The organism is Kitasatospora sp. NPDC004614 (assembly GCF_042873675.1).
Taxonomy (GTDB): Bacteria; Actinomycetota; Actinomycetes; order Streptomycetales; family Streptomycetaceae; genus Kitasatospora.
Map to the genome: position 1 here is coordinate 935,551 of NZ_JBIALR010000001.1, position 17,104 is coordinate 952,654.

Sequence of the window (17,104 nt, forward strand, 5' to 3'; positions counted from 1 at the left end):
ACCAGACTGCTACCTCCGCCGAGGCCGGTCCACGCGACCGGTAATTCTCGGACGCCCCGGTTCGGCATGCCCGCCCGCAGGAGGAGTCCACATGTCCCGCTTCAACCTTCGCCGTTCGAAGAAGCCCGCCCCCGTCGGCCCCAGCTCGCCCGTCGCCACGACGGGGCAGCTCACGGCCAACCACCAGGGCGGGCCGGGACACCTGCGCGACGAGAAGTCCGAACTCTTCCTGCTGGCGGTCGCCAACCTGGTCGGCCAGGACACCTTCTACGAGCGCGGCGGCGACCGCGACGACCGCTACACCGCCCTGGTGCGCTCGCTCGCCGTCAGCGACCCCGAGTGGACGCTCGGCCTGCTGCGCTGGCTGCGCCACGGCGCCGCGATGCGCACCGCCTCGCTGGTCGGCGCGGCCGAGTTCACCCGCGCCCGGCTGGACGCGAAGCTCCCCGGCCACTCCCGGCAGGTGATCGACGCCGTCCTGCAGCGCCCCGACGAGCCCGGCGAACTGCTCGCCTACTGGACGTCCCGGTACGGGCGCGCGCTGCCCAAGCCGGTCAAGCGCGGTGTCGCGGACGCCGTCGGCCGGCTGTACAACGGGCGGGCGCTGCTCAAGTACGACACCGCGGGCAAGGGCTTCCGGTTCGGCGACGTGCTGGAGCTCACCCACCCGTCGCCGCACCCCGAAAAGCCTTGGCAGGGCGAGCTGTTCCGCTACGCGCTGGACCGGCGGCACCGCCCCGACACCGCCGTCCCGCCGCCGGGCGACGCCCTGTTGACCGCCCACCACGCGCTGATGGCCGTCCCCGTGGCCGAGCGCCGCGCGCTGGTCACCGGCCCCGGCGGCGCGGAGCGCCTGGCCGAGGCGGGCATGACGTGGGAGGCGCTGGCCGGCTGGCTCCAGGGGCCGCTGAGCGCGGCCGTCTGGGAGGCTGTCATCCCGTCCATGGGCGCGATGGCGCTGGTGCGCAACCTGCGCAACTTCGACCAGGCCGGCGTGTCGGCCGAGGTGGCCGAGCAGGTCGCCCGGCGGATCGCCGACCCGGGCGAGGTCAAGCGCTCGCGCCAGTTCCCGTTCCGCTACCTCGCCGCCCACCGGCACGCGCCGTCGCTGCGCTGGGGCCACGCGCTGGAGACGGCGCTGAAGCACTCGCTGGCCAACGTCCCTGCGCTGCCCGGCCGTTCGCTGATCCTGGTGGACCGGTCCGGCTCGATGTTCGACCGGCCGAGCGCGCAGTCCCAGCTCAACCGGGCCGACACCGCGGCCATCTTCGGCACCGCACTCGCCCTGCGGGCCGAGGAGGCGAACCTGGTCGAGTTCGGCACCAGCAGCCGGGCGATCCCGCTCGGGCGCGGCGACGCGGTGCTCAAGGTGCTGGACCGGTTCGGCAACCTCGGCGGCACCAACACCGCCGAAGCCGTCCGGACGCACTACCGCGGACACGACCGCGTGGTGATCGTCACCGACGAGCAGGCGTACGGGAGTTACTCGCACAACGCGCTGGAGTCCGTCCCCTCCCACATCCCCACCTACACCTGGAACCTGGCGGGCTACCGTGCCGGTCACGCCCCGTCCGGCAGCGCGCGGCGGCACACCTTCGGCGGCCTGACCGACGTCGCGTTCCGGCTCATCCCGCTGTTGGAGGCCGGGCGGGACGCCGCGTGGCCGTGGGAGAGCGATCGAAAGTAGAGCTGACGCAACGTCAATGATCGGTCGCTGCACGCTGGTTGACGCCTCGATTCCGGTTGTCGCGAGCTGGTCGCCGTTCGATGCGAATCTGAACGGATCTGCTCGCACCTCCCATCTCGGCTCCGGCGTGCGGCGCCCGCGCCTGTTCGCGGAGCACCGGCGAAAGGGCGAACCGTGACCGGGTTCACCGACAGCCGGTGCGGTGGAGGGATCACGTCCGCGTGGTACGACGGGGACCTGTGGCATGCGGAGTCGACGGTCCACTGCGTCAGCTAGCGCTGTCGTGACCCGACGTCATTCTTCGCGACGGCGTCGGTAGTACGCGAAGGTCAGCGCCAGGACAAGCGGTCCCCACAGGACCAGTGGCATGGTGGCCGCTGCCGCGAGCGCTTTCCACCAGCCGTTGGAGTACTCGACCATCGGGACTCCGAGGTCGAGGAAGGCGAGCGGCAGCGGATCCCACAGCACGACCAGCCCCAGCCCGCCCAGGGTGGCCGGGACGATCGCCGCGAACGGCGGGACGCGCCGGCCACCGATCAACGGGATCCAGGCCGGCACCACCTCGCCCCATCCGGCCGCCAGGCCGAAGGACAGGTACGCGAGCCCCTCGGAGAGCACGCTGAGCCCGAAGACGTAGAGAATCACCCACCAGTGCCAGGTCTTGTGGACCTCGTAGACCTGGCCCATCTCGAAGTCGAACGCGAACGGCAGGCGCCAGATGCACGACGGCAGCACGGCCAGGGGTATGAGCTGGGCCGAACGGACGGCCCAACGGGGGACCGGCCGCGCGGTGTTGCCGACCGTCGGGGACGGGTGGAGCAGGCTGAATCGCATGGTTCGATCCTGCTGGCCCGACGGGCTGCGGAAATCGACCTGAGGAACTGTCAGATGCTCGCCCTCACGAAGGAGATCGAGTCCTCCGTCAGGTGGACGGCCGTGCCGGTGGCTGCCGCCCGCCGCTGACGTCCCGTCAATCGCCGGAGTACCCGAACACCCCGAAGTGGGTCGCCTCGGCGTCGGTGTACAGCACCACGAACCGCCCGGTCCACCGCAGGCGCGTCTCCTTCAACAGCTCGCGGCCCTCCATCGCCCGCCGATACTGCTCCACACTCGGCCGGTCGGTCCCGAAGTGGTGCAGCAGCCGTGCAGACGACAGCGGCCGGACAGTCCCCAGGTCGTCGTATCCCGCCGGATCGTTGCTGAACAGCACCGCCTTGGGAATGTCCAGGATCGAGTGGGTGCCCTCCTCACCCATGAACTCCTCGTCCGCCCACAGCTCCTCGATCGACTCGTACTCACCCGCCCCGATCCAGTCCGTCCCCGCGAACACCTCCGCGTGCAGGGCGTTCAATGTCTTCTGCGGAGTCCCCCGGTAGACGGTGAGGTAATCCCAGCTGCTGGCGCCCATCCTCGTGCTCCTCAAGTCGCGGTCGGTGTCCGGACGCTACCGCAACGGGCCGACACCGCCTCAGTCACCCGATCTGCCGAAGATTCCCAGGTGGGTGGGCTCGCCATGGGTGTGGAGGAGGACGTACTTGCCGGTCCAGCGCCAGTCGATCTCATCGCGCAGGTACGGGGATTCGGCGAGGACGCGGGTGAACTGTTCGACCGTCGGCCGTTCGGTGCCGAAGTGGTCGAGCAGGCTCTGCGGCGGCAGCGGGCGGACACTGCCCACGTCCTCGAACCCCAGTGGCTCCGAGGAGTCCTCGACGGCATGGCGGATGTCGAGGATCGAGTGGGTGCCCTGCTCGTCCATGAACTCCTCGTCCGCCCACAGTTCCTGCAGTGTGTCGTACTCCTGGCCGGCCCAGTGTGCGGCGAACTCAGCCTGGCGCAGGGCGTCCAGGCTGCGCTGCGGCGAACCCGAGTAGGGGGTGACGTAGTGCCAGTCGCTGGCGCCCATCCGCATACTCCTCACATCGCCGAAGGGCCGGACGCTATCGCACCCGGCCGACAGCCGGTCAGGTGCGGGAGGCGAGGTCGCGGGCGGCGCGGGCGCAGGTGCGGGCGATGTGGGATTCGTCGGCGGTGGTGAGGTGGTCGTGTTCGATGACGGGGGTGCCGTTGACGAGGAGGGTGGTGAGTGGGGGGAGGGCGCCGAGGACGAGGGCGGCGACGGGGTCGGCGATGGTGGAGTGGAGGAGGCCGTCGATCTTCCAGAGGGCGAGGTCGGCGAGTTTGCCGGGTTCGATGGAGCCGATCTCGTGCTGGCGGCCGAGGACTCTCGCGCCGCCGATGGTGGCGAGGCGCAGGGACTGGCGGACGGTCAGGGCGTCGGGGCGGCCGGCCAGGCGGTTGATCAGGAGGGCGTTGCGCAGTTCGGTGCCGAGCTGGCCGGACTCGTTGGAGGCGGTGCCGTCGACGCCGAGGCCGACCGGGACGCCGGCGGCGAGCATGTCGGGGACGCGGGCGATGCCGGCGGCCAGGCGGGCGTTGGAGGACGGGCAGTGGGCGACGCCGGTGCCGGTCTCGGCGAACTTGGCGAGGTCGGAGTCGGTGAGGTGGACGCAGTGCGCCATCCAGACGTCCTCGCCGAGCCAGCCCGTGGACTCGAAGTAGTCGGTGGGGCCCATGCCGAAGAGCTTGCGGCAGAACTCCGCCTCCTCGGCGGTCTCCGAGCCGTGGGTGTGCAGGCGCACGCCCTTGCGGCGGGCCAACTCCGAAGAAAGGGTGAGGAGTTCGGTGGAGACGGAGAAGGGGGAGCAGGGCGCCAGCGCGATGTGCAGCATCGAGCCGAAGGACGCGTCGTGCCACCGGTCGACCGCGGCCTCCGAGGCGGCGAGGATCTCGTCGGTGTCCTCCACCGCGTGGTCCGGCGGCAGCCCGCCGTCCTTCCGGCTGCGGTCCATCGAGCCGCGCAGGGCGGTGAACCGGAGGCCGAGCTGCTGGACGGCCTCGATGGACGCGCCGAGCAGGTCGCCGGCGCCGCGCGGGAAGACGTAGTGGTGATCGGCGGCCGTGGTGCAGCCCGACTTGAGCAGGGCCGCCGCCGAACCCAGCGTCGCGGCGTGCATCAGCTCGGCGTCGATCCGCGCCCAGGTCGGGTACAGCGCCACCAGCCAGTCGAACAGGGTGTCGTTCTGGGCCAGTCCGCGGGTGAGCCACTGGTAGAAGTGGTGGTGGGTGTTGACCAGCCCGGGCGTGAGCAGGTGCCCCTCGCCGTCGATCCGCCGCGCCACGCCGGCGAGCCCGGCCGGCGCGGGCCCGTCGCCGACCGACTCGACGGTGTTGTCGAGCACGACCACGTGCCCGCGCGCGTACTCGGTGCCGGCGGCGTCGACGGTGGCGATCGCGGCGTTCTCGATCACGATCCGCCGGTCGTCCACGTCCAGGGGCCGAACTGCCATGGGAACTCCAGAAGTCAGGACAGAGTCAGGAGACAGAGTCAGGAGACGGGGATGACCGGGGTGACGCCCTCCCTGTGTACGGTGGCCTCGATCAGGCCGTACATCCGGTCGGCGGCGTAGTAGACCTCGTTCTCGTTCTTGAGCCCGAACGGCGCCAGATCGACCAGGAAATGGTGCTTGTTGGGCAGCTCCAGCCGGACTTCGTCCACCTCGGCGCGGTGGTCCAGCACCCGGCTGCCCATCGCGTGCAGCGTCTGCTGCAGGGAGAACGAGTAGGTGTCGGCGAACGCCTCCAACAGGTGCCGCCTGACCTCCGGGTACGACTGGTTCCAGTCCGGCTGCCGCTGCCCGTCGCGGCCGTCGAAACCGAACGCCCACCGTGCCGTCACCTGGGTGGCCAGGAGCCGGTCCTCGGCCTCCTGGAGGGTGGTGTAGCGGTCCTTGAGGAACCCCCGGAACTCCGAGCCGGTGGTGTTCAGCACCACCAGATCCTTGAGCCCGGAGACCACCTGGAACCGCTCGCCGTCGTACTCCACCTCGGTGGTGCGCACCTCCTGCCCGTTGCGAACGAAGGAATGACCGGACGGGGACGGCGAGTTGGGGGTGGCGATCCGGTCCCAGCCGTACTCCTCGACCCGGATCCGGGCGCTGCGCACCACGCCGCGCTCGGCGTCCGCCACGAAGTGCCGGGCCAGCAGGGCGGCGAATCCCTCGGCGGAGTCGATGCCGTGCTGTTTGGCGAACGCGTACACGGTGTTCTTCATGCTGTCGGTGGGCAGGCAGTTGGCGTTCGAGCCGGTCAGATGGACGTCGTCGAACTCGCCGCGCAGCGAGACCGAGACGTTCAGATCCTTGATCTCGTGGCCGGTGGAGTCGCGGCGGACCCGGACGATGCGGTTCTCCGCCTTGCCGTACTGGTTCTGCCCGAGCACGTGGGCCATGACGTGCCTCCTTGTGTCTCCCAGGTGGTGGAAGCGGCTAACCCGGCGCTCAGCTGCCGCGGTAGACCGAGTAGCCGAACGGGTTCAGCAACAGCGGTACGTGGTAGTGGAGTTGATCGGGTGCGACGGTGAAGACGATCGAGACCTCGGGGAAGAACGGCTGCTGCCCCGAGCTCCGCTGCCCCGTCCCCGCGTGGTACTCGGCGGTGTCGAACCGCAGCCGGGCGACCGAGCCGCCCGCCACGGCCGGCAGCCCCGTGACCCGGCCGTCGGCGTCCGTGGCGGAGGTGCCGAGCAACCGCCAGCCGTCCTCGGTGCGCACGGCCAGTTCGACCGGAACGCCCGCGGCGGGGCGGCCGAGGCTGGTGTCGAGCACGTGGGTGGAGATGCCGGCCATGGGCGGTTCCTCAGGTGGATCAGCTGGACAGCAGTCGGTCGAGCCGGAGTTCGTTGATCTCGCGCAGTTCCTTGCGGACGGTCTCCGCCTCGGTGGCGGCGTCGTGCGGCAGCCGCTCGCGCAGGGCGGCGAGCATGTCGGCCGCGGTCCGGCCGGTGGCGCGGATCAGGAAGACGTGGCCGAACTTCGCCTCGTACGCGGCGTTGGCCGCCGCCAACTCGCCCAGCAGGGACGGCTCGACGCCCCGGACGCCGGACTGCTCGCGCTCGGACGCGGCGTCGCCGGCCTCGGGCGCGCCGATCCGGGCGTGGCCGGCCAGCGCCGCGTTCAGCTCGGCCACCGACAGTTGCGCCGTCGCCCGCGCGTTGGCGGCGAGCAGTTCGGCGCGGTCGGACCAGGGGCGGGACGCGGCGACGGCGGCGGCCCAGGCCGGGCTGGAACAGATCTCCAGCAGAGTTCTTCGCAGTTCGGCGGAGTGGGTGGCGGCCAGTGCGGCGAGGACGGAGGAGTCGGCGGGTGGCTCGGTCACGGAAGGACCTCCTGGATTCGGTGCCACCCGGACAAGCTAGAACGAGCCCCGACGGGCCGTCAACGCTTTGTTGAACTGTTTGTGGCGGCGCGGTGCGTGGCGACGGAGGGCGAAGCGTGGCGACGGTGGGCGGCGCCCGACACGTCAGGACTTCTCCTGCCGGTTCAGGTAGTTGTACACGGTGAACCGGCTGACACCGAGCGCCGACGCGACGGTCTCCACCCCATGGCGGACGGTGAACGCGCCGCGTTCCTCCAGCAGGGCGACCACCCGCTGCTTCTCCGTGCGGCCCAGCCCGGCCAGCGGACGGCCGTCGAACTGGCGGGCCATCTCGGCCAACAGCCGGTCCAGCGCGCTGCCCAGGTGCGGCAGCCGCACCGCGACGGCCGGGGCGCCGTCCCACTCCAGGACGACGTCCTCGGCCCGCGCCTCGGCGAGGTCGACCGCGGTGGCGCCGACCGCCTCCAGCAGCGGCTTCAGGGCCGCGGTGAGCGGGTGGTCGGAGGCGTCGTTCACGGCGTCCTTCCTTCGTCGGACGTCATCGGCGGGGCCATTGGCGGGGCCATTGGCGGGGCCATTGGCGGGCTCATCGGCGGGCTCATCGGCGGGGCGTCCGGCGTCACCGGCGGGGGGTCCGGCGTCATCGGCCGGGCGTCAGGCGTCATCAGTGGGCCGTCGGGCGTCGCCGGTGGGCCGTCGGGCGCGGTCGGCGGGCCGGGTTCGGCCGGGGCCGGGTCGTCGGCCAACACGCTGACCTGGAGCGAGATCCGGCTCGCGCCGACCGCCAGGGTCTCCCGCAGCAGCCGGGTCACGGCGGCCAGCGCCTGCTCGGCGTCCCCCTCGGCGCTGGTGCCGAACGGCCCCACCGAGACGGCCAGGCCGGCCTCTTCGGCCGCCCGGCGGGCGGTTGCGGCGTGCTCGGGGAAGCCGTTCAGCTTGAACGGTTCGGTCGTGAACTCCACCATCAGTCGCACTCGTTCACCATATCGACCGACCGGCCGGTAGATGGTCGGATGAGACGATCGGATGGAGATTCAGTAGCGCCCGGCTTTCGGATCGTGGAACTCCTGTGGCGGGCGCGCGACGAGACGTCAGCGCGCGCGGAGCATGACCGTGAGCCGGGGCGAGTCGGGCGTGGATGCCTGGCTGTTGACGGCCCGGTAACCCCAAGTCTCGTACAGCGCCCTGACCTTGCCGTCCCCGGCGGCCGGGTTGACCATGAGCAGGGTGCGGCCTTCGGCGCGGCGGGCGAGGAGTTCGTCGTGGATGCGACGCGCGGTGCCGGTGCCGCGCCAGGGGGTGCGGACGCCGATCTCCTTGAGGGCGAACGCGGGGGCGTCGGTGAAGCCGTCGGGCAGGGGCTCGGCCATCCGCTTCCAGTAGGTGTCGTCGATGGTGTTGCCGTAGGCGTACCCGGCCGGGACTTCACCGTCGTACGCCAGGACGAGTCCGAAGCCGGGGTCGGTGGCGTGCCGGTCGAGGCGCTCGGTGAACGCCGCGACGGAGTAGTTGGGCAGGTGCAGCAGGGGTGCCCGGACGTCGGCGTAGGCGGCGAGCAGGTCCTGACGGGCCTGCGCGGTCAGCTCGGTGTGGTGGCACAGTTCGGTGGTCATATGGTGATCATCCCGGTGTGCGGGCTCATTTCGGCCCACCAAGGTGAGAATGCCCGTGCCGGTGGGCCGCATTGACGGTCGATCGGGCCGGTTCTAGGCTCCCAGGACTCTTCCGGCGTTCGGAGGTTCCTGATGCCCATGGTTTTCCGCTCCCGGCGGGTGGTGCTGCCGGAGGGGGAGCGCGCCGCCGATGTGCTGGTGCGGGGCGGGCGGATCGAACGGATCGCCCGGCACGGTGAACTGCCGCTGGACGGCCGGGAGTTGAACGACCTCGGCGCCCTCGCGCTGCTGCCCGGGCTGGTCGACACCCACGTGCACGTCAACGAGCCGGGGCGCACCGAGTGGGAGGGCTTCGCGTCCGCCACCAGGGCGGCGGCGGCCGGTGGGGTCACCACGCTGATCGACATGCCGCTGAACTCCGTCCCGCCGACCACCACGGTCGAGGGCCTGGCCGCCAAGCGGAAGGCCGCCGAGGGCCAGACCTGGGTGGACGTGGGGTTCTGGGGCGGGGCGGTGCCCGGCAACACCGACCGGCTCGAACTGCTGCACCGGGACGGGGTGTTCGGGTTCAAGTCCTTCCTCGCCCCGTCCGGCGTGGACGAGTTCCCCCACCTGGCCACCCCCGCCGACCTGGCGGCCGCGCTCACCGAACAGGCGCGGCTCGGCGCGCTGGCCATCGTCCACGCCGAGGACCCGGCCGAGCTGGACGCCGCCCCGCACGTCCCCGGCGTGCGCTACCGCGACTTCCTGGCCTCCCGGCCGGACCGCGCCGAGACCGTCGCGGTCGCCGCGCTGCTGGAGTGCGCCCGCCGCACCGGCGCCCGGGTGCACCTGCTGCACGTCTCGTCCGCCGCCGTGCTGCCACTGCTGCGCCGGGCCCGCGCGGACGGGGTGCGGGTCACCGCCGAGACCTGTCCGCACTACCTGACGCTGACCGCCGAGGACGTCCCCGACGGGGGCACCGCGTTCAAGTGCTGCCCGCCGATCCGGGACGCCGCCAACCGGGAACTGCTCTGGCAGGCGCTCGCGGACGGCGAGTTCGCCGCCGTGGTGTCCGACCACTCGCCGTCCACGCCGGAACTCAAACTGTTTCAACGAGACGGCGGGAGTGGGGACTTCGCGGCCGCATGGGGAGGCATCGCCTCCCTCCAGCTGGGCCTGCCGGCCGTATGGACCGAGGCCCGGCGGCGCGGCCACCAACTGGCGGACGTGGTGCGCTGGATGGCCGCCGGACCCGCCGCGCTGGTCGGCCTCGCCGGGGCCAAGGGCGCGATCGCGGCCGGCTGTGACGCCGACCTGGTGGCCTTCGACCCGGACGGCCCGTTCACCGTCCACCCCGAACGGCTGCACCACAAAAACCCCGTCACCCCGTACGCGGGCCGTACCCTCGTCGGGCAGGTCCGCCGCACCTGGCTGCGCGGACGGCCCGTCGACCCGGCCGGGGCCCCGCACGGCCGGCAGCTCGTCCGTCCTTGAACTCGCTTGTGAGGAGAGTCGGTTGAGTGACAGTCAGCACGCGTTCACCGAACTGGTCGACCTGGCCTCCCGGGCACTCGGCGCGGGCGTGATCGCCACCAACGAGGACACCTTCGCCGACGCCGAGAACCTGCTGGTCGCCGCGCCCGCCGAGTTCCGCCCGCACACCTTCGGGCACAAGGGCCAGATCATGGACGGCTGGGAGTCCCGCCGCCGCCGCGGCATCAGCGCCGAACAGCCGCACCCCACCGACGAGGACCACGACTGGGTGATCGTCCGGCTCGGCGCGGCCGGCCTGGTGCGCGGCGTCGTCGTGGACACCGCGCACTTCACCGGCAACCACCCCGAGACGGCGTCCGTGCAGGCCGCGTCCGTCCCCGGCCACCCCTCGCCCGCGGAGGTCGCCGCCGCGCGGTGGACCGAGATCGTCCCGCGAACGCCGCTGCGCGGCGACACCGCGCACACGTTCCCCGTCACCGACCCCGTCCGCTACACCCACGTCCGGTTGAACATCTGGCCCGACGGCGGTGTCGCCCGGCTGCGGGTGCACGGCGAAGTCCTGCCCGACCCACGGGACTTGGCCGGACTGACGTTCGACCTGGCCGCACAGGAGTACGGCGGCGTCGCCGAGGACGCGTCCGACCGCTACTACTCCTCCCCGCACCACCTGAACGCCCCCGGCCGGGCCACCGTCATGGGTGACGGCTGGGAGACCCGCCGCCGACGGGACAAGGGACACGACTGGGTGCGCCTCGCCCTGGCCGGGGAGGGCGAGGTGCTGGCGGTGGAGGTGGACACCTCGTGCTTCGTCGCGAATGCGCCCGGGTGGGCGGAACTCGTGGGGCTGGAGGCAGTGTTGTTGCCCCGGACGCGATTGCAGCCGGATACGCGGCACCGGTACCGGCTTTCGGGCCCGGCCGTTACGCACGTGCGCGTCAATGTGTATCCGGACGGGGGATTGGCGCGGCTCCGGGTCGTCGGGCGGCTCACGCCCTCCGGGCTGGATGCGGTGGCGCTGCGGTGGTTCAACGCGTTGCCGCTGGAGGAGGCGCGGGGGCTGGTCGGACAAGAGGTGGCGGGGGCGCGGCCGTTGAGGGACGCGGGGGCGATCAGGGGGCTGTACGGCGGGTGACCCATGAGAGCTGTCGCGGCATATGCCTGTCAAGAGGGAGTGGCTCTGGCGGGGGAATATCCGGTGAGCGGATGATGGGGTGTTCGCTTGCTGGCTACGCTGGGCGGACGGTGGGGTGAGAAGGAAGGGGGTCGGGGGAATGACGACGGTGAGCCGGGGGCGGAGTGATCTGCTGGGGCCGGGTGGTGGAGGGGCGGGGCCGTTCGGGGTGCTGCGGCGGGCGTTGCGGTTGTTGGAGGCCGTGGACCGCTATCCGGACGGGTGTACGACGGGGGATCTGGCGCGGGCGCTGAGCATGCCGGAGACGGCGGTGCGGTTGTTCGCGGAGGAGCTGGAGACCGAGGGGTACCTGCTGCACCTGGACGGGTTGTGGACGCTCGGCGGGGCGTTCACGCTGCTCGGCGCGCAGCACCGGGAGCCGCTGGTGAGAGCCAAGCTGTATCACCAGTTGGAGGAACTGCGGGACGAACTCGGCGCTGCGGTCTACTTCAGCCGCTACCAGGACGGCGAACTGCTGGTGGAGGCGGTGTGCGACGGCGAGCACGCGCCGGCGGTGCACGAGTGGGTGGACTTCCGGGCCACCGCGCACGCGTCCGCGATCGGCAAGTGCCTGCTCGCCCAACTCGACCATGCGGGACGGCTCGACCACTTCGCCCGGCATCCGGTGGCCCGGCTCACGGCCCGGACCATCACCGAGCAGGACCGCCTGCTGCAGCGGCTGGACCGGCAGCCCGCCACCGTCCCGATGCTGGACCTTCAGGAGTACTCGATGGACACGGTCTGCGCCGCTGTCCCGATAGTGGCGGGGAACACGGTGGGCTGCCTGGCCACCTCGCTGCCCGTCGAGCAGGCGTTCCGGCTGCGCGAGGCCGCCGAGTTGCTCACCGTCCGGGCCACCCCGCTGATGCTCGCGATGGCGGTGTGACCGGCTGACGGGAGGGCGTCGTCGTACCCGGCCGCGACGTTCGGCGACGCCGAGGAGCAGGCCCGGGGCGACAGCACGCTCGCCGGCGCGGTCGGGGACCACCCGGTACGGTCGCCGCCCGGCAGGTCCTCGCAGGTTGGAGACCGGATGCAGCCCCGTCGTCCCGCGCTACGATCACCGCCGATCGAACGGAAGGACGAACGGCGATGCGCCTGTTCACGAATCGCGGACTGCGCCGCGCCCACGAGTTGCTGGAGACCGCTCAGAAGGCCAACCAGGCCGAGCAGTTCGCGCAGGCCGAGGAGTCGGCGCGGCAGGCGGTGGAGCTGTACGCACGGGCGGGGCGGCGGGGTGCGGAAGGCGTCGCGGTCGGCCGGGCGGCGCTGGGCTGGGCGATCCGGGGGCAGGGACGCGGCGCCGAGGCCGAACGCGAGCTGCGGGCGGCGCTGACCGCGCCGGGCATCACGAGTGCCGGCCGGGCGGCCGTACGCACCGAACTGGCCCACGTGCTGCGGGCCGACCGGCGACACGCGGAGGCGCTGGAGGAGATCCGGCGGGCGGTGGTGGAGGCCCGGGCGACGATGTGGCTGCTGGGCGCGCGTCAGGCGCACGCGCTGCTGCTGGGCGAGTCGGGCCGGCACCGGGAGGCCGCCGAGGTGCTCAACAGCCTTGCCGCCGAGTGCCGCCGGGCGAATCCGCCGCAGTCGCAACTCGCGCTCGCGACGGGCAGCAATCGGCTGACGCACCTGGCCTACCTCGGAGAGCACGCCGAGGTCGACCAGGAGGTGCCGCGCTTGCGGGCAGCCGCCGGTACGGTGCCCGAACCCGCCGCCACACTCGTTTGGGTGTCGGCCGCCAACACCCTTGCGATGAGCCGGTCGCTGCGGGGCCGCCACACCGAGGCCGAGGAACTGCTGCGGGAGACGCTGGCCGAGCGCGGTGTGCCGGACAGCTTCGCGCTGACGCTGCACATCAACCTGTCCCGGGCACTGCTCGGCCAGGGCCGTCCCGAGGAGGCGGGCGAGGCCGTCGAGGCCGCCCGGGCGATCGCCGCCGGCATGCCCGCACTGTCCGAGAACGACCGGTCGGCGCTCGGCCTGGCCGCCGCCAACGTGCACCTCGCCCTCGGCCGCCCCGCCGAGGCCGAGCAGGAGGCCCGGCAGGCGATGGCCCGCTGCGCCGACGCCCCCGCCCACCGGGTACTGGAGTTGCGCACCGCGCTCGGCATCGCGAAGCAGCGGCAGGGCCGGGGCGACAGCACTCTCGCCGGTGCACTGGCGGACTGGCGGGCGCACTTCGGCGCGGAGCACCACGGCACGGTCGCGGCCCGGCAGGCCCTCGCGGGATAAGCGGAACGGGGGCCGTCGCGCGGATCCGGCGATCCGTTGCGACAGCCCCCGTCGGTTTCGACGTGTCCCCTTGTCCCCGGGCCGTCAGACATGCTGACGGCCCGGGCAACGTCGAAGGTCGAGCCCGTCCCCCGGAAGCGGGCTTCCCCCGGTGAGTCCACCGTAGGCCGGGCCGGACCAGTGCGTTTGGCATCGCGTGCCCGGCCGGTTGGCGAGGCGTCACCTCTCAGGAACGGCTCACGGGCAGGCGTGCCGGCGGTGGTCGCGCGGGGCGAGACCGTACGCGGTGCGGAAGGCGCGGCTGAAGTCGTCGGGGCGGGGCATGCCGCAGCGGGCGGCGATGGTGCCGATCGGGACGGTGCGCAGGGCGGGGTCGGCGAGGTCGCGGTGGGCCTTCTCCAGGCGCAGGCGGCGGATCCACGCGGCTACGGTGTCGCCGTCGGTGTGCAGGGCGAACAGGCGGTGCAGGTGGCCGACGGAGATGTGGTGGGCGGCGGCGATCACGGCCGGGGACAGCTCGGGGTCGTGCAGGTGGCGGCGGACGAAGGCGCGGACCTGTTCGACGATGGCGCGCTGCCGGGCGGTCTCGGGCAGGTCGGCGTCGTCCGCCAGCTCATCGGCCAGCCAGGCGGCGACCAGGTCCACCGCGATCGGGCCGAGCCGGTCGGCGACCGCCGGGCCGATGACGGGGGCCTGCCGGTCCACGCTGAGCAGGAAGTCCGCGAGCACCGCGGCCGTACCCTCGGACGCCCGGATGCCCCGGCCGATCAGCCGGCGCAGCCGGTGCGGCGGGATCGGCAGCAGCGCCATCGGGAAGTCGATGCCGACGCCCTGGACCCGCGGTTCGCCGTCCGCCCCGGCACGTTCGCCGAGCGCGCGCAGCTCGTACGGGCGGGAACTGTCCAGCATGGTCAGCTCGCCGGGCCGGAACACCTGCGTCGGCTCGCCGTCGCGGTGCAGGGCCAGCGCCCCGTGCTGGACGAGCGTCAGGTGGAACACGCCGGGGTCGGAGCGCCGCACCCGGGCGTCGGTGCGCCGGAACCGGGCGGACGGGAAGGAGGTGCCGAGGAAGGTCACCGGACCGAGTTCGGAGCGGCGCAGCTCGGCGTCGAAGCGGTCGGTGTCGGGGATGGTGGTGTCGCAGTCCCTGGTCAGTGCGATCAGATCGCGCCAGAGCTCGAACCGCTCCTGCGGCCGGAGTTCCGCGAACGGGCCGACGCTCTCCGTCGCCGCGGCCATGGCGTGCCCCACCTTCCGTTGCCCTCCGGCCACTCGCCGTGTCGGCCCCAAGCATCGCAGGTCAGGTGCGGTATCGGTGCAGGCCCCCGGGCAACAGAAGAGGCAGGGAGCCGATGCTCTCCTGCCGCTATTCAAACTTATACCGGACGGGGGGCCTTGCGGCAAGGCCCCCCAGGTAGCGCACAATCACTGACTGAATCCGGGAAACCCGCGCAATAGGAACAAGCGGGGCGAAACGCGCGAAACACCCGGCAGGGGATCGGAGAAGCACCACATGAGCCAGCAGACGACCAGCGCCTTCGAGTTGCCCGAGCGGCTCGCCGCCAAGGCGGACCCGGCCCTGATCGCCGACGACGAACGGCACTTCGCGGCCATCGCCGCGACCCTGGAACAGGACATCGCCGAACTGACCGCCCGGCTCGACGAGGTCCGCCGCCGCCCGGGCGGAGCAGGCCGCGAGGCCATGGACCGCGACAACGAGATCCACCAGATCTCGTCCCGGCTGCGCACGCTGCGCCGCTTCGGCACCGACCTGTGCCTCGGCCGGATCGTCCACGCCGACAGCACCGAACCCGTGTACATCGGCCGCCTCGGCCTCGCCGACGCCGACGGGCAGCGCCTGCTGATCGACTGGCGCTCGCCCGCCGCCGAACCGTTCTTCGCCGCCACCCACGCCAACCCGATGGGCCTCACCAGCCGCCGCCGCTACCGCTGGCAGCGCGGCAAGGTCGGCGACTACTGGGACGAGGTGTTCACCGCCGACGCGCTCGACGGCCACGCCGCCCTCGACGACCAGTCCGCGTTCATCGCCAGCCTCGGCTCCGCCCGGTCCGAGCGGATGCGCGACGTCCTCGCCACCATCCAGGCCGACCAGGACGCCATCATCCGGGCCGGCTCGCGCGGCGCCCTGGTCGTCGACGGCGGCCCCGGCACCGGCAAGACCGTCGTCGCCCTGCACCGCACCGCCCACCTGCTGTACTCCGACCCGCGGCTCGGCCACCGCAAGGGCGGCGTGCTGTTCGTCGGCCCCCACCAGCCCTATCTGGCCTATGTCGCCGACGTGCTGCCCAGCCTCGGTGAGGAAGGCGTCCAGACCTGCACCCTGCGCGACCTGCTCCCCGAGGGTGCGGCGGTCGCGGAGGAGCCCGACCCCGAGGTGGCGAGGCTGAAGGCCACGGCCGGCATGGTCCATGCGATCGAGCAGGCCGTCCGGATCTACGAGGAACCGCCCACCGAGGCCAGCAAACTCGCCATCGAGTGGTACGAGTTGTCGGTCCAGCCCGAGGACTGGGCCGAGGCCTTCTCCGCCGTCGGCCCCGGCACCCCGCACAACGAGGCCCGCGAGACGATCCTCGACGAACTCATCACCATCCTGATCGACAAGAACGCCGACGCCCTCGAGGACGAGGAGCACGGCATCTCGCCCGAGATGCTCGCCCGCGAACTGCGCCGCGACCGCGAACTGCTCGGCGCGCTGCGCCGGGCCTGGCCGATCCTCGAACCCACCGACCTGGTCGGCGACCTGTGGACCGTCCCCGCCTACCTGCGGCTGTGCGCGCCCTGGCTTAGCCGCGAGGAGATCCGCACCCTGCAGCGCACCGACCCCGCCGCCTGGACGCTCTCCGACCTGCCGCTGCTGGACGCCGCCCGCCGCCGCCTCGGCGACACCGACGCCGACCGCCGCCAGCGCGCCCACCGGGCCCGCCTGGCCGCCGAACGCGAACTGATGGACGGCGTCGTCGACCACCTGCTCAACTCCGACGACGACGGCGAGGGCGCGACCATGATGCTGGGCGGCGCCGACCTGCGCGACGCCCTGATCGACCACTCCGACCCCGAGCCGGTCAACCCCGACCTGCTGGCCGGCCCGTTCGCGCACATCGTGGTCGACGAGGCGCAGGAACTCACCGACGCCGAATGGCAGATGCTGATCGCCCGCTGCCCGTCCCGCTCCTTCACCATCGTCGGCGACCGCGCCCAGGCTCGGCACGGCTTCACCGAATCCTGGACCGAACGCCTTCAGCGGGCCGGCCTGGACCGCATCACCCTCACCTCGCTGAGCGTCAACTACCGCACCCCCGAGGAGGTCATGGCCGAGGCCGAGCCCGTCATCCGGGCCGCCCTGCCCGACGCCAACGTCCCCACCTCGGTCCGCCGCAGCGGCCTGCCCGTCCTGCACGGCACCCGCGCTCTGCGCGACGAGCTGCTGGAGCGCTGGCTGGCCGAGCACCCCGAGGGCACCGCCTGCGTCATCGGCGACCCCACCTTCCTCGGCCTGCCCCGGGCCCGCTCGCTCAGCCCCCAGCTGGTCAAGGGCCTGGAGTTCGACCTGGTGGTGCTGGTCGACCCCGAGGCGTTCGGCGAGGGCATCGAGGGCGCGGTGGACCGCTACGTGGCGATGACCCGCGCCACCGGGCAGCTCGCGATCCTGCGCTGACGTCAACTGCTCGTGGACGGGCGGCGGTTCAC

At 72.4% G+C, this 17,104-nt stretch carries 17 protein-coding genes; 6 read left to right on the forward strand and 11 right to left on the reverse strand.

The window, feature by feature from the left end; translation table 11 throughout:
- The first annotated feature begins 91 nt into the window (after positions 1–91).
- Positions 92–1,687 carry a TROVE domain-containing protein gene (locus ACFYST_RS04080; RefSeq protein ID WP_387859679.1) on the forward strand — a complete coding sequence of 532 codons (1,596 nt, stop codon included), beginning with the start codon at positions 92–94 and terminating at the stop codon, positions 1,685–1,687.
- A gap of 294 nt (positions 1,688–1,981) precedes the next feature.
- Here the strand turns inward: ACFYST_RS04080 and ACFYST_RS04085 are convergent, their stop codons facing one another.
- The 10 genes from ACFYST_RS04085 to ACFYST_RS04130 all read right to left on the reverse strand — a co-directional run bounded on the left by ACFYST_RS04085 (position 1,982) and on the right by ACFYST_RS04130 (position 8,514).
- On the reverse strand, positions 1,982–2,521 hold the full coding sequence (locus ACFYST_RS04085; RefSeq protein WP_387859680.1) for a hypothetical protein: 540 nt from the start codon (positions 2,519–2,521) through the stop codon (positions 1,982–1,984).
- A gap of 136 nt (positions 2,522–2,657) precedes the next feature.
- Entirely contained in the window at positions 2,658–3,095 is a 438-nt protein-coding gene (locus tag ACFYST_RS04090) for a hypothetical protein (RefSeq protein ID WP_387859682.1), read from the reverse strand.
- Positions 3,096–3,155: 60 nt separating this feature from the next.
- Positions 3,156–3,590 (reverse strand): hypothetical protein, encoded by a 435-nt coding sequence (locus tag ACFYST_RS04095; RefSeq protein ID WP_387859684.1) that lies wholly within the window; start codon positions 3,588–3,590, stop codon positions 3,156–3,158.
- Between the two features lie 58 nt (positions 3,591–3,648).
- Positions 3,649–5,034 carry an 8-oxoguanine deaminase gene (locus ACFYST_RS04100; protein ID WP_387634640.1) on the reverse strand — a complete coding sequence of 462 codons (1,386 nt, stop codon included), beginning with the start codon at positions 5,032–5,034 and terminating at the stop codon, positions 3,649–3,651.
- A 38-nt stretch (positions 5,035–5,072) separates the two neighbouring features.
- Positions 5,073–5,975, reverse strand: coding sequence for a factor-independent urate hydroxylase (gene pucL, locus ACFYST_RS04105; RefSeq protein WP_387859686.1), 903 nt, complete (start codon positions 5,973–5,975; stop codon positions 5,073–5,075).
- A 49-nt stretch (positions 5,976–6,024) separates the two neighbouring features.
- The gene (uraH, locus tag ACFYST_RS04110; protein WP_387859687.1) at positions 6,025–6,372 is read right to left on the reverse strand and encodes a hydroxyisourate hydrolase; all 348 of its coding nucleotides are present in this window, start codon (positions 6,370–6,372) and stop codon (positions 6,025–6,027) included.
- 19 nt (positions 6,373–6,391) lie between these two features.
- Positions 6,392–6,901 carry a 2-oxo-4-hydroxy-4-carboxy-5-ureidoimidazoline decarboxylase gene (gene uraD, locus ACFYST_RS04115; RefSeq protein ID WP_387859688.1) on the reverse strand — a complete coding sequence of 170 codons (510 nt, stop codon included), beginning with the start codon at positions 6,899–6,901 and terminating at the stop codon, positions 6,392–6,394.
- A gap of 144 nt (positions 6,902–7,045) precedes the next feature.
- Positions 7,046–7,417, reverse strand: coding sequence for a helix-turn-helix domain-containing protein (locus ACFYST_RS04120; protein ID WP_387859690.1), 372 nt, complete (start codon positions 7,415–7,417; stop codon positions 7,046–7,048).
- Complete coding sequence (locus ACFYST_RS04125; RefSeq protein ID WP_387859691.1) at positions 7,414–7,866, reverse strand: thiamine-binding protein; 453 nt, start codon at positions 7,864–7,866, stop codon at positions 7,414–7,416. Before ACFYST_RS04125 ends, ACFYST_RS04120 begins: the two co-directional genes overlap by 4 nt.
- Positions 7,867–7,992: 126 nt before the next feature.
- The gene (locus ACFYST_RS04130) at positions 7,993–8,514 is read right to left on the reverse strand and encodes a GNAT family N-acetyltransferase (protein WP_387859693.1); all 522 of its coding nucleotides are present in this window, start codon (positions 8,512–8,514) and stop codon (positions 7,993–7,995) included.
- A gap of 132 nt (positions 8,515–8,646) precedes the next feature.
- Here ACFYST_RS04130 and allB point away from each other — a divergent pair, with 132 nt between their 5' ends.
- The 4 genes from allB to ACFYST_RS04150 all read left to right on the forward strand — a co-directional run bounded on the left by allB (position 8,647) and on the right by ACFYST_RS04150 (position 13,396).
- On the forward strand, positions 8,647–9,990 hold the full coding sequence (allB, locus tag ACFYST_RS04135; protein ID WP_387859695.1) for an allantoinase AllB: 1,344 nt from the start codon (positions 8,647–8,649) through the stop codon (positions 9,988–9,990).
- Positions 9,991–10,012: 22 nt separating this feature from the next.
- Positions 10,013–11,122, forward strand: a complete 1,110-nt coding sequence (gene alc / locus ACFYST_RS04140) for an allantoicase (RefSeq protein ID WP_387859696.1) — start codon at positions 10,013–10,015, stop codon at positions 11,120–11,122.
- 139 nt (positions 11,123–11,261) lie between these two features.
- Positions 11,262–12,047 (forward strand): IclR family transcriptional regulator, encoded by a 786-nt coding sequence (locus ACFYST_RS04145; RefSeq protein ID WP_387859697.1) that lies wholly within the window; start codon positions 11,262–11,264, stop codon positions 12,045–12,047.
- A gap of 206 nt (positions 12,048–12,253) precedes the next feature.
- Positions 12,254–13,396 (forward strand): tetratricopeptide repeat protein, encoded by a 1,143-nt coding sequence (locus ACFYST_RS04150; protein WP_387859698.1) that lies wholly within the window; start codon positions 12,254–12,256, stop codon positions 13,394–13,396.
- 237 nt (positions 13,397–13,633) lie between these two features.
- Here the strand turns inward: ACFYST_RS04150 and ACFYST_RS04155 are convergent, their stop codons facing one another.
- A complete protein-coding gene (locus ACFYST_RS04155) occupies positions 13,634–14,635 on the reverse strand; it encodes a helix-turn-helix domain-containing protein (protein WP_387859699.1) in 1,002 nt (333 codons plus the stop codon).
- 274 nt (positions 14,636–14,909) lie between these two features.
- Between ACFYST_RS04155 and helR the strand changes: the two genes are divergently transcribed.
- Positions 14,910–17,072: an RNA polymerase recycling motor ATPase HelR gene (gene helR / locus ACFYST_RS04160; RefSeq protein WP_387634606.1), complete on the forward strand. Its 2,163-nt coding sequence runs from the start codon at positions 14,910–14,912 to the stop codon at positions 17,070–17,072.
- The last annotated feature ends 32 nt before the right edge of the window (positions 17,073–17,104 follow it).

Bases quoted from the DNA above. Each gene is read 5' to 3' on its own strand.
- allB (WP_387859695.1), top strand. From the start codon at position 8,647: ATGCCCATGGTTTTCCGCTCCCGGCGGGTGGTGCTGCCGGAGGGGGAG.
- ACFYST_RS04080 (WP_387859679.1), top strand. From the start codon at position 92: ATGTCCCGCTTCAACCTTCGCCGTTCGAAGAAGCCCGCCCCCGTCGGC.
- uraH (WP_387859687.1), bottom strand. From the start codon at position 6,372: ATGGCCGGCATCTCCACCCACGTGCTCGACACCAGCCTCGGCCGCCCC.
- ACFYST_RS04095 (WP_387859684.1), bottom strand. From the start codon at position 3,590: ATGGGCGCCAGCGACTGGCACTACGTCACCCCCTACTCGGGTTCGCCG.
- ACFYST_RS04090 (WP_387859682.1), bottom strand. From the start codon at position 3,095: ATGGGCGCCAGCAGCTGGGATTACCTCACCGTCTACCGGGGGACTCCG.
- ACFYST_RS04155 (WP_387859699.1), bottom strand. From the start codon at position 14,635: ATGGCCGCGGCGACGGAGAGCGTCGGCCCGTTCGCGGAACTCCGGCCG.
- pucL (WP_387859686.1), bottom strand. From the start codon at position 5,975: ATGGCCCACGTGCTCGGGCAGAACCAGTACGGCAAGGCGGAGAACCGC.
- helR (WP_387634606.1), top strand. From the start codon at position 14,910: ATGAGCCAGCAGACGACCAGCGCCTTCGAGTTGCCCGAGCGGCTCGCC.
- ACFYST_RS04145 (WP_387859697.1), top strand. From the start codon at position 11,262: ATGACGACGGTGAGCCGGGGGCGGAGTGATCTGCTGGGGCCGGGTGGT.
- ACFYST_RS04125 (WP_387859691.1), bottom strand. From the start codon at position 7,866: ATGGTGGAGTTCACGACCGAACCGTTCAAGCTGAACGGCTTCCCCGAG.
- ACFYST_RS04100 (WP_387634640.1), bottom strand. From the start codon at position 5,034: ATGGCAGTTCGGCCCCTGGACGTGGACGACCGGCGGATCGTGATCGAG.
- ACFYST_RS04085 (WP_387859680.1), bottom strand. From the start codon at position 2,521: ATGCGATTCAGCCTGCTCCACCCGTCCCCGACGGTCGGCAACACCGCG.
- ACFYST_RS04150 (WP_387859698.1), top strand. From the start codon at position 12,254: ATGCGCCTGTTCACGAATCGCGGACTGCGCCGCGCCCACGAGTTGCTG.
- ACFYST_RS04130 (WP_387859693.1), bottom strand. From the start codon at position 8,514: ATGACCACCGAACTGTGCCACCACACCGAGCTGACCGCGCAGGCCCGT.